This is a genomic window from Bacillus pretiosus, assembly GCF_051294775.1.
Lineage (GTDB): Bacteria > Bacillota > Bacilli > Bacillales > Bacillaceae_G > Bacillus_A > Bacillus_A wiedmannii.
Genome location: NZ_JBPPHF010000002.1, coordinates 216,825 through 230,780, shown reverse-complemented (window position 1 = coordinate 230,780; position 13,956 = coordinate 216,825). Strand labels below are relative to the sequence as shown.

The 13,956-nt window shown below is 36.6% G+C and carries 14 protein-coding genes and 1 pseudogene; 5 read left to right on the top strand and 10 right to left on the bottom strand.

The annotated features are described in order from the left end of the window. Positions 1–6: 6 nt before the first annotated feature. Together argH and ACSG5Z_RS09385 are read right to left on the bottom strand one after the other, a co-directional pair. Positions 7–1,395 carry an argininosuccinate lyase gene (gene argH, locus ACSG5Z_RS09390; RefSeq protein ID WP_435711344.1) on the bottom strand — a complete coding sequence of 463 codons (1,389 nt, stop codon included), beginning with the start codon at positions 1,393–1,395 and terminating at the stop codon, positions 7–9. Continuing rightward, positions 1,392–2,597 carry an argininosuccinate synthase gene (locus ACSG5Z_RS09385; RefSeq protein ID WP_000412317.1) on the bottom strand — a complete coding sequence of 402 codons (1,206 nt, stop codon included), beginning with the start codon at positions 2,595–2,597 and terminating at the stop codon, positions 1,392–1,394. The genes argH and ACSG5Z_RS09385 overlap by 4 nt, the downstream gene beginning before the upstream one ends. A gap of 166 nt (positions 2,598–2,763) precedes the next feature. On the opposite strand from ACSG5Z_RS09385, the gene ACSG5Z_RS09380 reads away from it, so the two are divergent. Then, complete coding sequence (locus tag ACSG5Z_RS09380) at positions 2,764–3,081, top strand: radical SAM protein (RefSeq protein WP_088064564.1); 318 nt, start codon at positions 2,764–2,766, stop codon at positions 3,079–3,081. 28 nt (positions 3,082–3,109) lie between these two features. Here ACSG5Z_RS09380 and ACSG5Z_RS09375 read toward each other — a convergent pair whose 3' ends face one another. After that, on the bottom strand, positions 3,110–3,304 hold the full coding sequence (locus ACSG5Z_RS09375; protein ID WP_435711343.1) for a hypothetical protein: 195 nt from the start codon (positions 3,302–3,304) through the stop codon (positions 3,110–3,112). Positions 3,305–4,159: 855 nt separating this feature from the next. On the opposite strand from ACSG5Z_RS09375, the gene ACSG5Z_RS09370 reads away from it, so the two are divergent. Then, the gene (locus ACSG5Z_RS09370; protein WP_048544413.1) at positions 4,160–4,822 is read left to right on the top strand and encodes a YitT family protein; all 663 of its coding nucleotides are present in this window, start codon (positions 4,160–4,162) and stop codon (positions 4,820–4,822) included. A gap of 32 nt (positions 4,823–4,854) precedes the next feature. Here the strand turns inward: ACSG5Z_RS09370 and ACSG5Z_RS09365 are convergent, their stop codons facing one another. Next, complete coding sequence (locus ACSG5Z_RS09365; RefSeq protein WP_001256865.1) at positions 4,855–5,688, bottom strand: EcsC family protein; 834 nt, start codon at positions 5,686–5,688, stop codon at positions 4,855–4,857. Positions 5,689–5,825: 137 nt separating this feature from the next. On the opposite strand from ACSG5Z_RS09365, the gene ACSG5Z_RS09360 reads away from it, so the two are divergent. Then, positions 5,826–6,461: a DUF1796 family putative cysteine peptidase gene (locus ACSG5Z_RS09360; RefSeq protein ID WP_435711342.1), complete on the top strand. Its 636-nt coding sequence runs from the start codon at positions 5,826–5,828 to the stop codon at positions 6,459–6,461. A 71-nt stretch (positions 6,462–6,532) separates the two neighbouring features. Continuing rightward, positions 6,533–6,848: pseudogene (locus ACSG5Z_RS09355) on the top strand (NUDIX domain-containing protein). A 48-nt stretch (positions 6,849–6,896) separates the two neighbouring features. On the opposite strand, the gene ackA reads toward ACSG5Z_RS09355, so the two are convergent. From ackA to ACSG5Z_RS09330, 5 genes are all read right to left on the bottom strand, one after another. After that, complete coding sequence (ackA, locus tag ACSG5Z_RS09350) at positions 6,897–8,090, bottom strand: acetate kinase (RefSeq protein WP_000034571.1); 1,194 nt, start codon at positions 8,088–8,090, stop codon at positions 6,897–6,899. 299 nt (positions 8,091–8,389) lie between these two features. Continuing rightward, positions 8,390–9,376, bottom strand: a complete 987-nt coding sequence (locus ACSG5Z_RS09345; RefSeq protein WP_000084362.1) for a class I SAM-dependent methyltransferase — start codon at positions 9,374–9,376, stop codon at positions 8,390–8,392. 198 nt (positions 9,377–9,574) lie between these two features. Next, positions 9,575–10,075, bottom strand: a complete 501-nt coding sequence (gene tpx, locus ACSG5Z_RS09340) for a thiol peroxidase (RefSeq protein ID WP_046956210.1) — start codon at positions 10,073–10,075, stop codon at positions 9,575–9,577. A 134-nt stretch (positions 10,076–10,209) separates the two neighbouring features. After that, positions 10,210–10,605, bottom strand: a complete 396-nt coding sequence (gene ytfJ / locus ACSG5Z_RS09335) for a GerW family sporulation protein (protein WP_000350005.1) — start codon at positions 10,603–10,605, stop codon at positions 10,210–10,212. Between the two features lie 12 nt (positions 10,606–10,617). Beyond that, positions 10,618–11,256 carry a DUF2953 domain-containing protein gene (locus ACSG5Z_RS09330; RefSeq protein ID WP_097889195.1) on the bottom strand — a complete coding sequence of 213 codons (639 nt, stop codon included), beginning with the start codon at positions 11,254–11,256 and terminating at the stop codon, positions 10,618–10,620. Between the two features lie 205 nt (positions 11,257–11,461). Between ACSG5Z_RS09330 and ACSG5Z_RS09325 the strand changes: the two genes are divergently transcribed. After that, a complete protein-coding gene (locus ACSG5Z_RS09325) occupies positions 11,462–12,265 on the top strand; it encodes an NAD kinase (RefSeq protein ID WP_048544426.1) in 804 nt (267 codons plus the stop codon). A 107-nt stretch (positions 12,266–12,372) separates the two neighbouring features. Here the strand turns inward: ACSG5Z_RS09325 and ACSG5Z_RS09320 are convergent, their stop codons facing one another. Then, positions 12,373–13,941, bottom strand: coding sequence for an amidohydrolase (locus ACSG5Z_RS09320; protein WP_149213744.1), 1,569 nt, complete (start codon positions 13,939–13,941; stop codon positions 12,373–12,375). Between the last annotated feature and the right edge of the window lie 15 nt (positions 13,942–13,956).

Sequence of the window (13,956 nt, the reverse complement as noted above, 5' to 3'; positions counted from 1 at the left end):
AATCAATCAACTTCCAACAAACTCTCCAACTAATCCCTTCGCCTTCTCCAAAGCTTTCTCAATTTGCTCAAATCCTGTCCCGCCAGCACTGTTACGACGCTTTACAGCTGCATATGGTGAAAGAACTTCATACAAATCTTCTTCAAATAATGAGCTCATTTCTTTATATGTTGCAAGTGGTACATCTACTAAATAAATTCCTTTTTGTGTGCAGTGTAGCACTAGCTTCCCAACAATTTCATGAGCTTGACGGAATGGGAGTCCTTTGCTGGCCAAGTAGTCAGCAATTTCTGTTGCGTTAGAGAAATCTTGCGTCACAGCTTGCCCCATTTTTTCTTTGTTTACAGTCATCGTCTCTAGCATGCCTGCCATAATATGAAGGCAGCCTTCTACTGTTTTTACTGTATCAAACATTCCTTCTTTATCTTCTTGCAAGTCTTTATTGTAAGCGAGCGGTAATCCTTTCATGACTGTAAGTAAACTAAATAAATTACCATATACTCTGCCTGTTTTACCACGAATAAGTTCCGCCATATCCGGATTTTTCTTTTGTGGCATAATGCTGCTTCCCGTTGCGTATTGATCGCTCATTTCAATAAATTGAAACTCTTGGCTACTCCATAAAATAAGTTCTTCGCAGAAGCGTGATAAGTGCATCATGAGCATAGATGAGTTACTTAGGAACTCCAGTATGAAATCACGATCGCTTACTGCATCTAAACTATTTTCATAGAGTCCATTAAATCCAAGAAGCTCCGCACTATATTCTCGGTCAATCAGGAATGTTGTCCCAGCTAACGCTCCTGCTCCTAATGGTGAAATGTTAATGCGCTTTAATGAATCTTCATAACGATTCACATCACGCTCTAACATCCAAAAGTAAGCGAGAATATGATGAGCAAATGAAATTGGCTGCGCACGCTGCAAATGCGTATAACCAGGCATAATGGTTTCAATATTATTTTCTGCTTGATGAACAAGAACAGTTTGCAATTGTTTTGTAGCTTTTATAATATGTTCTACTTTTTCTTTCAAATATAAATGCATATCAGTCGCTACTTGATCATTACGGCTTCGTCCTGTATGAAGTTTCCCTCCTACTTCACCGATTTGTTCAATTAACATTTTTTCAATGTTTAAATGAATATCTTCTGCTTCTACTGAGAATTGAAGCTTATTCTCTTTTGCTTCTTTTAATAAATACTGAAGCCCTATCTTTATTTTCTCTGCTTCTTCTTTCGTAACGATACCTTGCTTTGCTAGCATCGTTACGTGCGCAATACTTCCCTTTATATCTTGATTTACTAATTGTTGATCGAAGGAGATGGATGCTCCAAACTCTTCAACCCACGCTTCCGCTTCTTCTGTAAAACGTCCGCCCCAAAGTTTGCTCACGCTTCCACCTTCTTTTGATTCACTTGGCTGTATACTTTCGTCGGTAAACCGAATAATGAAATGAATCCAACTGCTGCATCATGATTAAATTCGTCCTGAGCAGTATATGTTGCTAATTTTTCGTCATATAAAGAGTACTCAGATTTACGTCCTTCTACAATCGCATGGCCTTTAAATAATTTCACACGCACTGTACCTGTTACATTTTTTTGCGTTTCTTGTAAGAAAGCATGAAGCGCTTGTTTTAAAGGAGAGAACCATAAACCGTTATAAATAAGTTCTGTTATTTTCTGCTCAATCACCGGTTTAAAATGTGCTACTTCTTTTACGTGCGTTAAATCTTCCAGCTCTTTATGTGCTGTGATTAACGTCATTGCCGCTGGACATTCGTATACTTCACGCGATTTAATACCAACGAGGCGATTTTCTACGTGATCGATACGTCCAACGCCATGTTTTCCAGCAAGCGCATTTAACGTTTTAATTAATTCTGAAAGTGAATATGCAGTGCCATTTAAAGTAGTCGGTACACCTGCTTCAAAGCCGATTTCTACAAACTCTGGTTTATTCGGTGTATCTTCTAATGCCAATGTCATCTCATACGCATCTTCTGGCGGCGCTGCCCATGGATCTTCTAAAATACCACATTCGTTACTGCGTCCCCATAAGTTTTGATCGATTGAAAACGGGCTGTCTAAATTAATCGGAATGGGTACATCGTTTTCTTTTGCATATGCAATTTCTTCTTCACGTGACCATTTCCATTCACGTACAGGCGCAATCACTTCTAAGTAAGGATTTAACGCTTGAATAGAAACTTCAAAACGAACTTGATCATTCCCTTTCCCTGTACATCCGTGTGCAACTGCAGTCGCCCCTTCTTGTTCTGCAATTTCTACTAATTTCTTAGCGATAAGTGGACGAGATAATGCAGAAACGAGAGGGTATTTCCCTTCGTATAACGTGTGCGCTTGCATCGCCATCAATGCATATTCATTTGCAAATTCCTCTTGAACATCAATCATATATGATTTAATTGCACCTACTGAAAGTGCCTTTTCTTTTACGAATGCTAAGTCTTTACCTTCCCCTAAGTCTAAACAAAGCGCGATAATATCATAATTCTTCTCTTGTAACCATTTAATTGCAACGGAAGTATCAAGACCTCCAGAATATGCTAATACCACTTTTTTCTTCTCCATTTTGCATCCCCCTAAAGAATAAATATTCATTTTCTTTTATAATAATACACACTTTAACACCTTTCACAAAATGTATCAAGAGTCATTTTCAATTTTTTTCAAACAATTCCGTCGAGCTTCTTTCTGTTTTCATGTACAATAGAAGCAGGAAAACGGGGGTGAACTTATGGAAAAATATTTCTTATACGATGATCATCTAGGAATTGAAATTCCGTATTTACAAGAAGATTGGGAAGATATCCCCGAAAAAATACAGCATGCTATTTTATTAAAGTGGGAACAAGTTCGAGGAAAGATTCCTGATCGTATAAAAGAACTCGAGCACTCTATTAATGCAAAACAGCATCATTTAAATAACGAAGAAAACTTCGAAATTTCTTGCAAACTTAATTCAGAAATTGCCGATCTCGCTTCCATCATTAATGACCTTTGGCTTTGGTATCGACTCACTCAAAATGTATCTGAGGGAAAAGCACACCAATGAAAAAAGCATGTCCCTCAATTACTTTGGGTCATGCTTTTTTGTCGTAACACGATTTACAATATATTTTTTGTGCTGTTTTCGCTAAACACACATCGAACGGTCCAACTAATATACTTCTTTCCTTTGGCAACTTTACAAAAGCAACGAGCTCTTCTTCATATTGAATCTTTTTCTGACATGAAACGCATACTAATTCTTTTCTTTTGAACATGTCTTTTAGCATATCTTCTCTCTCCCTTTCATCTATCTATATTGATATAATCTCATAACAATTAAGACTTGTAAAAAAATGACACATTCTGAAGCGAATTATTCATATACTATGTACAAAAGGAGGTCTCAATTTTATGCGAGCTTTCATTATTATCGCTTTAACTTTTTTAAGTGTGATTAGCTGGGATGCGTTTTTTAAAGATAAAGGTGACCAGAAAGATACAACTGAATAAACGCCTTCTCTTTCTTACTTATTGGACAAACATTAAAACACTGTCCAATTCTGCAAAATAACTTAGGCTTTTCTACAAAAATATTTAAACATAACAATTTTTGTAGATTTCCTCCGCTTATTGTCGGTTTCCATCCGCATACATTTTTTGAAAGTATGATATAATAATATAAATCTTGAAGGAAGGGATTTTGATATCATGATCGCTCGAAGGAGCATGTGGCATCGTATTGACGAATCATACACGTAGCGTATTTTTCAGCTCAGATACTTTAGTCTAGCGAAAAAAATACGAGAGTGGGGAAATTATGATTGCCCGAAGGATAATTTGGCAAAAAAAAGACTCTTCTTACACGTAGCGTTTTGTTTAGGACTTAATTGTTACTAGCTAAACAAAACAAAGAAGAGCAGGATTGCTAAATGAAGAATCCTACTCCACGTTTTGTTTAGTCGTTTTAAGACTTAAACTAAAACGAAGGTAGGGAGAATTGATGGACGAGAGGATTATTCGTTATTTCTTCAGCGACATATAGCGTAGTTAGTTTTTTTCGTAAACTAACTGAAGCTACATGTGAGCTCGTAGTTAGTTTACAACACAAAAAGGACTACTAACTACGGAAAGAAGGAATAACGATGAGGAACATCCAAAGTCGACAAATTATTAAAGAAATTTTTATGGTTTTAATCGGTTCATTTATTTTAGCAGCAGCGCTATATCACATTCACTTCCAAAACCACTTAACAGAAGGTGGATTTGTAGGAATTGCACTATTTATCCAAAATTTTTATGATATTTCACCATCTATTTCAACTGTAATTATGGATATCCCAATTATTTTATTATGTGCTTCATTTTTAGGTAAAAAAATGGTTGGTTATTCATTCCTAGGTTCGATTTCATTCGGAGTATTTTATTCTCTTATGGAAAATTATTCTCCATTTACGGTCGATTTATCAAATAATTTATTTATAGCTGCAGTAGTTGGCGGTGCGTTAGCTGGTATTGGACTCGGTTTTATATTGCGATTTGGCGGTGCAACCGGCGGAGACGACATTTTAACAATTGTATTAAGTAAACGAACTCGTTTTACAATTGGGCAAATTTTCTTCGTCTTTGACGCGATTGTTCTTGCGCTTTCATTATATTATTTAAATTGGACAGAAATTGCTTTTACTATTCTTTCAATTGCTGTACAGGCAAAAACATTGGATTTAATTTATTATCCAAAAGCAGAGAAAAAAGCAGAAAAGCAACCAGTATCTATTCCAATGTCCAAAAAGCATGCAACAAATTAAAAAAAGCGAAAGGCTTCGGCCTCTCGCTTTTTTTACGCTCTTTTTTCCTTCTCGACTATGTGGCGCACTTGATAAAATCTATTTGCAAATTCAGTAACATTTCTTGTTAAACGATAGTTCACTGTAGACCCGATTGCCATTCCAATTACCGGAATACCTTGGAATAATTTACGACGAAGAGCATAAATCGAAAATGTTTTCAAAATTTGTTTTAACACAACCTCAGTAGAAGCTGGTTGTAATACCGCTTCGTCTCCTTCATAGAAGAACGAATCTTCTTGCTCTAGCTCTTGCAGTAAATTGTACCATGCGTATTGCTGAAGCCTTCCTGGTAGTAATGACGCATGAAACACCTTTAACGCAAGCATCATTTCATAAGGCTTGTTCACATCATGTCCAAATGATGTTGCAATAAGTTGGACAGCCTTCACATTTAATGCAATCATAACCGGAAAATCAGCCGTTAATAATAATAAACCTCCAGCACCCGTTGCTCCGCCTTGTACGAATGAATATAGGCGATGTCGCGCTGTTTGCTGCTCTGCTATGTATGTTAACTGATCAATAGATAATGCTTTCAAATCTTCTAGTTGCTCAATTGATTCATCAAATAATCTCGACGTTCCTAAAATACGATTACGCGCGTCTAACTGTGATTGTGAACTTTGAATCAATGCATGCAAATGAAAGAGCCATCCATCTGCTTTCGTAAAGAAATCTTTTCGTTTTTTCTCAGGTAATTTCGCAATTGTCGTATGTACCCATTTATCAAAAATTTTTTGAAAATCAGTCGCTTCTTGCTCAACTAATTGCGATTCCCATTCTTTTATATTGTCTAAAATGGCTTGTTCTCGCTTCGATCGCATCGTAACAACCACCTCGTTCGATTTTTTTCTATTGTAACATATTTCTGCTTATTCTTTGCAAATATGCTTGTCTATCTTTATTCACATTCCATTTTTTAGTGACATAAAATATTAGCAAAAAGGATGAGATAAATCACATGAATCTATCCAATATAAAAAAAGAATATAATGCAGTATTCAGCTTAGGACAAAACTGCTGGCCTGCTTGGGCGTTATACCAATTCGAATTATCACCCTTTTTTGGTGTTATCGATTTTATGCTAAGCCCTTCATTAGAAAAAGTGAATGTATTATTACAAAATCGATTTGACCGTTTTCTACAGTTCGAAAACTTATCTTTCATCTCATTTTGGGATGATGGTGCGAAATTAAGACTCCGTGACAACCTATATGAAATCGACTCCTGCCACGACTTTAAAACAGATGTAAACACACCAACTTCTTGGCCTTCTTATACAGAAGTTAAGTTAAACTATGAGCATCGAATTCATCGTTTTCTAACTACAATTGAAACGGCAGAATCCATATTGTTTATTCGAACTGGAGGAACATACGAAGAAGCGCATTCTTTGGAACACATTTTATCTCAAATAGTTAAACATAAATTCTCTGTCCTATTACTACTTCCTGCAGATGTACCAAATGTTGCCCAAGAAGATTGGGGATTACAAAATATTTGCGTTATAAAATGCCCTACTATGGATGTATACCAGTACAATGAAGCATTTTGGAGTGACCTATTTGATGGACTCACGATTAGACCGCAGTCCTAAATACACGATACTTTTTATTACAAAACACATTATAATCATCCTTATACAAAAGAAATAAGGAGTGATTATATATGTATCCACGTGCAAAAGCTTTTGGCATTGCTATACATCACGGTAGACTTCTCGTACAAGAATATCATACAGGCGATGAAACATATTACCGACCTCTTGGCGGTTCAATTGAACTTGGTGAAAAATCAGCACATACCGTTATTCGCGAATTTCAAGAAGAGCTTCACACAGAAGTGGAAATCACCAATTATTTAGGCTGCTTAGAAAATATCTTTCATCTAGATGGAGAAATTGGTCATGAAATCATTCAGCTATATTCTTATTCAAAAAGAGAAAGCACTATATCCAGATGGAATCTTGAAATATATCCAATAGAAAAAAGACGAAACCCTATAGGATCTCGTCTTTTTTTCATATAGTATATTAACCAATATCTCCAAGACGTAGTACGTCACGAGCGATCATAACTTCTTCGTCAGTTGGAATTACGATAATTTTTACTGGAGAGTGTGGGAAGCTGATGAATGCTTCTTCACCAAATACGTTATTACGTTTTACGTCGAAGTATACGCCCATGTACTCAAGGCCTTCTAATACACGCTCACGAATAATCGCACTGTTTTCACCTACACCAGCTGTAAAGATGATAGCGTCAACGCCTTTCATACGAGCTGTGTAAGAACCGATGTATTTGTGGATACGGCTTACGAATACATCAAGTGCTACTTTCGCACGGTGGTCGCCTTCTTCTTCTTTCGCAATGATGTCACGTAGGTCACTAGAGTAACCAGTAAGACCTAACATACCACTCTTCTTGTTTAATACGCTAACTACTTCTTCTACTGTTTGGCCTGTTTTTTCCATGATGTATGGAATTAAAGCAGGGTCAATGTTACCAGAACGTGTACCCATTGTTACACCAGCAAGTGGAGTGAAGCCCATAGAAGTATCGATAGATTTACCGCCTTCTACTGCTGCGATACTTGCACCATTACCTAAGTGACAAGAAAGTAAGCTTAAGCTTTCAAGTGGACGACCTAATAATTCAGCCGCACGCTCAGTTACGTATTTATGAGAAGTTCCGTGGAAACCGTATTTACGGATACCGAATTTTTCATAGTACTCATATGGTAGGCTGTATAAGAATGCAGATTCCGGCATTGTTTGGTGGAATGCTGTATCGAATACTGCTACTGCTGGTACGTTTGGTAATACTTCTTGGAATGCTTTAATACCAACAAGGTTTGCTGGGTTATGAAGTGGTGCTAAATCGCTTAACTCTTCGATATCAGCTAATACTTCATCAGTAATTAAAACAGAGTCAGCAAATTTTTCGCCGCCGTGAACAACACGGTGACCGATACCGCCAATCTCATCTAGAGACTTAACGATTCCGTTTTCAGTTAATTTTTTAAGAAGCATATTTACTGCTACTGCATGATCTGGAATATTTGTAATTTCTTTTTGTTTTTCGCCATCTACAGTAATAGTGAAGATACTATCTTCTAAACCGATACGTTCTACTAAACCTTTTGTTAATACTGTTTCACTTGGCATTTCAAATAATTGGAATTTTAAGGAAGAGCTTCCTGCGTTAATCGCGATGATTTTTGACATCTAGTCTTTCGCCCCTTTTTCTCTTGGTAGTTGTGTGGATATGTCCACAAACCGCTCGATTTTATCTGATCAAATTCACTAAATATGAAAACGTTTCATCATTAGTGAATTTTATACTCACGATTTTAATTTAAACATCGTCCGACATATATTTCAAGTGAAAAAATTGTAACACCAAGAAAAAATATATATTACAGATTTCAAAAAAATTCAGTTTAATCTAGTATATATTTAAAAATATGACATATCCTATAAAACTGTACTACATGAATTACTAATCCTGTTACATATACCTTGCCTTATTTGTGGGTTGCAAACCAAGTATTTAATTGATCCATAATGTTCTCCATCGCCTTCATGTTGGAGAATTTAGGTAACTCCACTAATAACGCCTGTTTTGGCATTGTTACACTAGGACCTTTCTTTTGGAGAACAAATATACTTTTTGCATTTTTCTCGTTTTTAAACATGGAAACAGGTAGCTGTAATAGCCCTTGAATAAAACATGTTTCTTTAATAAATGCATGTAATTTTGGTGCTTGATCACTTTCAAAAATGAAGTTTGGTACTAGGAAGAATAAGTACCCGCCTTCTTTCGTATGTTTCACACTTTGTTCAATAAATAGGTGATGGGCATACGACATTCCTTCATCTGCTTTTAACTTATATTCACTTGCACCGATTTCATTTGGATAGTAACCAATCGGTAAGTCTGAAACGACTGCATCAACCGGATCGATATAAAGTGGCGCTAGTCCATCTTGATGGAAGAATTCGATTGCATGCTTTTGTAAATTCGCATTTACTAAAGCAAGTTTAATTAACACTTCATCCACTTCTACACCAAATCCACTCATTGCTAGTCCTTCTTTGGCGCTATTAAATACTGTAGTCATTAAGTTACCTGTTCCAATTGCAGGATCTAAAACAGTAATTTCGTTTTGCCCTTGCATAAATTTATGGAATAAGTAGCTCATGAACATTCCAACTGCATCAGGCGTCATTTCATGATTCGCTTGTACGCCTTCTTTCATTCCTTTTAAAATGGCTAACTGAAATGCTTTACGAATTTCTTCACCTTTATATGTTTCTTCATTAAACGTACTATATTCACGATTCAGCCTTTCAATTGCTGATTCGGATAATTCCTCTTGTAAAATTGCTCCTTCAAACAAGTTATCACCTGTTTCTACAAGCGCCTCTAAATATGTTACATCTAATTCTTTACGTAAAACTACCGCAGAAGAATCAAAAATAGAAAATAATGTTTCTACTGTCTGACTCACGTACATTCCTCCTTCTCTCTTTTACACATAACTTATATCATACCACAAAGTGTTTTTTTCCAAAAAGAAAAAGCGACCTCCTGCAAAGAGCTCCCCTTTAAGTTATATATGATATAACGTTTTTTCTCATATATTGGTACCATTACGCAGCAATACATGAGAAAAAACGACCTCTTTATAAGAGGTCATTTCTTCACATTATTTTGCCGCTTTAGCTGCTTCTAATGCTGCTTCATAGTTTGGATGGCTTGTACCTTCGCTTACGTATTCTGCGTAAACTACTTTGTCATTGCTATCTACTACGAATACTGCACGAGCAAGTAAACGAAGCTCTTTCATTACTAAGCCGTAAGCTTCACCGAATGAAAGATCGCGGTGGTCAGAAAGTGTAACAACATTTTCTAAACCGTTTGCTGCACACCAGCGTTTTTGAGCGAATGGTAAGTCAGCGCTAATTGTTAACACTTTCGCGTTTTCAATACCTGCTGCATCTTGGTTAAAACGACGTGTTTGTGCATCACACACACCTGTATCGATTGAAGGTACAACACTAATTAATTTTACTTCGCCTTTGTATGTCTCTAAACTTACTGGAGATAAGTCATTTGCTAATACTTGGAATTCTGGCGCTTGATCGCCAACTTTAACTTCTGTTCCAACTAAAGTCATTGGGTTACCTTTAAAAGTTACGTTTGCCACTTGAAAATCCTCCCTTATTTAAACAAAATATGTACAATGTAAATGATAGTTTGTCCCTATCGATAATGCAAATAAAATCGCTTTATTTACAAAAAAATTAAAGAAGCTAATCCATTGATTAGCTTCTTTATTTGTTAAATTTGAAATTCAGGATCGTCTTCTTTTCGTTTATCCATCATTTCTTTCACTTTATCAACAGCTTGTGGTGCTAATTCAATTATTTTATCGATGACGTGTGTTTGCTTATCTAAATGCAACACTTTTACACCTTCTCCATTTATTACAAGAAAAGCAACAGGATTAATAGAAACTCCTCCACCACTTCCCCCGCCAAATGGATGACGGCCTGAATGTTCTACTTTACCAAATTCACTTCCACCAGCAGCGAATCCGAAACTAACTTTTGAAACGGTAAGAATTACACTTCCATCTGCCGCTTTAATCGGATCACCAACAATTGTATTTACATCAGTCATTTGTTTTAAATGCTGCATTGCGGTTGTCATTAAACCTTGAATTGGATGGTCCACTTTATATCCCCCCTATGCTTGAACTGATTTTTCATTCGTACCAGATCTTTGTCTTCTCATAAACGTGAGTAATTTGATACCCGTTTTTATAGCACGAAATATACGAAAAGATGCTGTTAACTCACATCTTGATGCAAATCCTTTCCCTTGAAAAACAGGGGTGATTTCAAATTCTGGTACGTCAACAATATGCATATATTGTCCTACAACTCCAGCAGCCATTCCTTTTGTCCCCCATGCATATCCAGTGACAATTCCAGTACTAGCTGCATCACCTGCTCCAATTTGGGTGTGCCATTTCCAACCATTGATTTTTACTCGTTTGAGAAAATCTTTAACGATAGTATGAACTTCTTGCAGCTTTTTTATCAGTTCCCCTATACTATCAAGTTGTGCCATAATTTTATTATCAATTCCGCCGTCTTCTTCAGCTTTTTCGATTTTCTCTCCTGTCTTTTTCTGCTGTTTTTCAATTCTTTCCAATACGTCAAACGTATATCGAATCATCCATATTTTCACTTGAAACAAACATTGCTTTTCCGTTTCTGAATATAAAAATGTCACTTTAAGCTTTATTTTCGACAATAGTATAAGCAAAATAAAAAGGAGAAGAATTATTATTCCAATCACGAGCCACTTCATACGTATCATCCTTTCACTCCGTACCCATTATCGACAAGTTTATTCATCATTAAACAGGAACCTTTAAAATTGAATATAAAAATTTTTCTAAAAATAAAAAGGGATTTTGACATTTTATATCGAAATATATTATTTGAACATATCGTCGGGGAACATATTTGGATGATATGTAGCACGAAGAACAGAAAATTTAACTGCAGTGGAGGGATACATAATGGCAGATCGTCGCAATTTATTTTTCTTTTATGGTGATGACAAAGCAACGCTCGTTGAAAAAATGAAACCAATCTATCGTATTTTAGAAGAGAATGGTTTTACCATATTAGATCATTCAAAAAATGCAAACGCTATCGTCAGTGTTGGAGATGATGCAACTTTCTTACAAGCCGTTCGTCAAACTGGTTTTAGAGAAGATTGTTTATACGCAGGGATTTCTACGAAAGATGAAACTTCTTTCTACTGCGATTTCCATATTGATCACGTCGATACAGCCCTTCAAGAAATTACAAAAAATGAAATTGAAGTGCGAAAATATCCAACAATTCAGGTAGATGTAGATCACGGTACATCTTTCCATTGTTTAAATGAGTTCTCATTACGCTCTAGCATTATTAAAACATTCGTTGTAGATGTTCACGTTGATGATCTATATTTCGAAACATTTAGAGGGGACGGTTTAGTTGTTTCTACCCCAACAGGAAGTACAGCTTACAATAAATCATTACATGGTGCGGTTGTTGATCCGCTTATCCCATGCTTCCAAGTAAGCGAATTAGCATCTTTAAATAACAACACATACCGTACGCTCGGTTCACCATTCATTTTAAATCACGAGCGTACACTAACTTTAAAACTACGACCAGACGGTAACGATTATCCAGTTATCGGTATGGATAATGAAGCGCTTAGCATTAAACAAGTGGAAAAAGCTGTTGTACGCTTAAGCGATAAACAAATTAAAACAGTTAAATTAAAAAACAATTCCTTCTGGGAAAAAGTACAGAGAACATTTTTATAGCATTAAAATAACCGCCGAATTATGGGATCCCATAATTCGGCGGTTATTTATTTCTCTCGCTACCGACCACTATTCTTGTCATTTTTTATCGGTAAGTCGATATATTTTCACACGTCTTTCCTATACACAATCTTCCCATCAATTACCGTCATTTCTGCTTGTACTTCTTTTATTTCTTCTGCCTCTACCTCAAATATATTTCGATCTACTATCGTAAAGTCCGCTTCATATCCCTTTGCGATTTTCCCTCGCTTCGCTTCTTTTCCGATTGCATAGGCACTTCCTGTTGTAAATAAAGAGATAGCTTCATATACCGTTAATCTTTCCTCTGGCATATAGCATACGCCGTCAATAAAACTTCTACGTGTAACAGCACTATATATGCCTAAAAACGGATTCACTTGTTCAATTGGCGCGTCAGACCCACCGTTGCAGTGTAATCCCGCTTCTAGTAACGTCTTCCAAGCATATGCATATCGAAGACGATGCTCGCCTAGTTTTTCAATGACTGATGGGAAGTCCGATGACACAAAGACGGGCTGAATATCGATAATAGCCGGCAAGTGTTGCATTCTCTCAATCAATTCTTCACGAGCTAACTGACAATGAATAATACGATCGCGAAAACCTTCTGCTGGTGGATATAATTCAAGTGCATCAATGACATATTCAAGCGATAAATCACCTATTGTATGAATCGCAACTGGCATATGTAAATCCCGTGCTTTTTTCACTAACTCCGCAAGCTCTTCACGTGAGAAGATTGCAACTCCATTTGTTTCCTGCGCATCTTCATACGGTTCACTTAATAAAGCTGTTCTTCCGCCAAAAGAGCCATCAGAAAAAATTTTCATCGCTCCAAATTCAATATAATGCTCATTTTCATATTCTTTTCGCTCATGTGCCACTTCATGGTGAACGAGCAAATGCGCTTTAAAGGGCATTTCTTTTATAACATGAGAAAACGCATTATGCGTTTTTCTAAAACCACCGTAATAATTTAAATCTTCCGTATGCCCACCGACGAGTCCGTATTGCCAGCAATCTTTAATCGCTGTTTGCAGAGCTCTTTGTAAGTAGGCTTCATCAATTTCAGGCTGAACATGTTTTATTAGTTCTTGTCCTTGTTCATATAAAAGCCCTGTTAAATTATTCAATGCGTCCCGGCCGACTTTTCCTCCTTTCGGGTCTTGCGTCGTCTCTGTTATGTTCGCTTCTTGCAATATGTATGAATTCACCCATGTAACGTGGCGACAAACGCGCTTTAATAAAATGGGGTGTTCTTTAGAGATTTCATCTAAATCACGTACATGAACTTGTTTTGTATCTGTAAAATTATTTTCATTCCAGCCTTCTCCAATAACCCAAGAACCTTTTGGCGCTTCTTCTACTCGCTTCTGAACAAGAGTCAACACTTCGCTATAAGATGTACAATTTGATAAGTCTAGACGGAGTAACCTCTCCCCGTGCCCAATAAGATGCATATGACTATCAACGAGACCTGGGATCATCGTTTTGCCTTTTAAGTCATACAACTTCACGTCTGAATATCGACTTTCTAGCTCTTCCTTACTCCCAGCATCAACAATCATGCCCTTTTCAACATAAATAGCTTCTACTTTTTCATTCTCTTCTCGCATCGTGTAAGTGGTGCCGCCATACCAAATTTCTCCCATATGCTCATCCCCCTT

Excerpts from the sequence above, each read along its gene's own strand:
- ACSG5Z_RS09385 (WP_000412317.1), bottom strand. The coding sequence starts at position 2,597 with ATGGAGAAGAAAAAAGTGGTATTAGCATATTCTGGAGGTCTTGATACT.
- ACSG5Z_RS09380 (WP_088064564.1), top strand. The coding sequence starts at position 2,764 with ATGGAAAAATATTTCTTATACGATGATCATCTAGGAATTGAAATTCCG.
- ACSG5Z_RS09375 (WP_435711343.1), bottom strand. The coding sequence starts at position 3,304 with ATGCTAAAAGACATGTTCAAAAGAAAAGAATTAGTATGCGTTTCATGT.
- ACSG5Z_RS09370 (WP_048544413.1), top strand. The coding sequence starts at position 4,160 with ATGAGGAACATCCAAAGTCGACAAATTATTAAAGAAATTTTTATGGTT.
- ACSG5Z_RS09365 (WP_001256865.1), bottom strand. The coding sequence starts at position 5,688 with ATGCGATCGAAGCGAGAACAAGCCATTTTAGACAATATAAAAGAATGG.
- ACSG5Z_RS09360 (WP_435711342.1), top strand. The coding sequence starts at position 5,826 with ATGAATCTATCCAATATAAAAAAAGAATATAATGCAGTATTCAGCTTA.
- ackA (WP_000034571.1), bottom strand. The coding sequence starts at position 8,090 with ATGTCAAAAATCATCGCGATTAACGCAGGAAGCTCTTCCTTAAAATTC.
- ACSG5Z_RS09330 (WP_097889195.1), bottom strand. The coding sequence starts at position 11,256 with ATGATACGTATGAAGTGGCTCGTGATTGGAATAATAATTCTTCTCCTT.
- ACSG5Z_RS09325 (WP_048544426.1), top strand. The coding sequence starts at position 11,462 with ATGGCAGATCGTCGCAATTTATTTTTCTTTTATGGTGATGACAAAGCA.
- ACSG5Z_RS09320 (WP_149213744.1), bottom strand. The coding sequence starts at position 13,941 with ATGGGAGAAATTTGGTATGGCGGCACCACTTACACGATGCGAGAAGAG.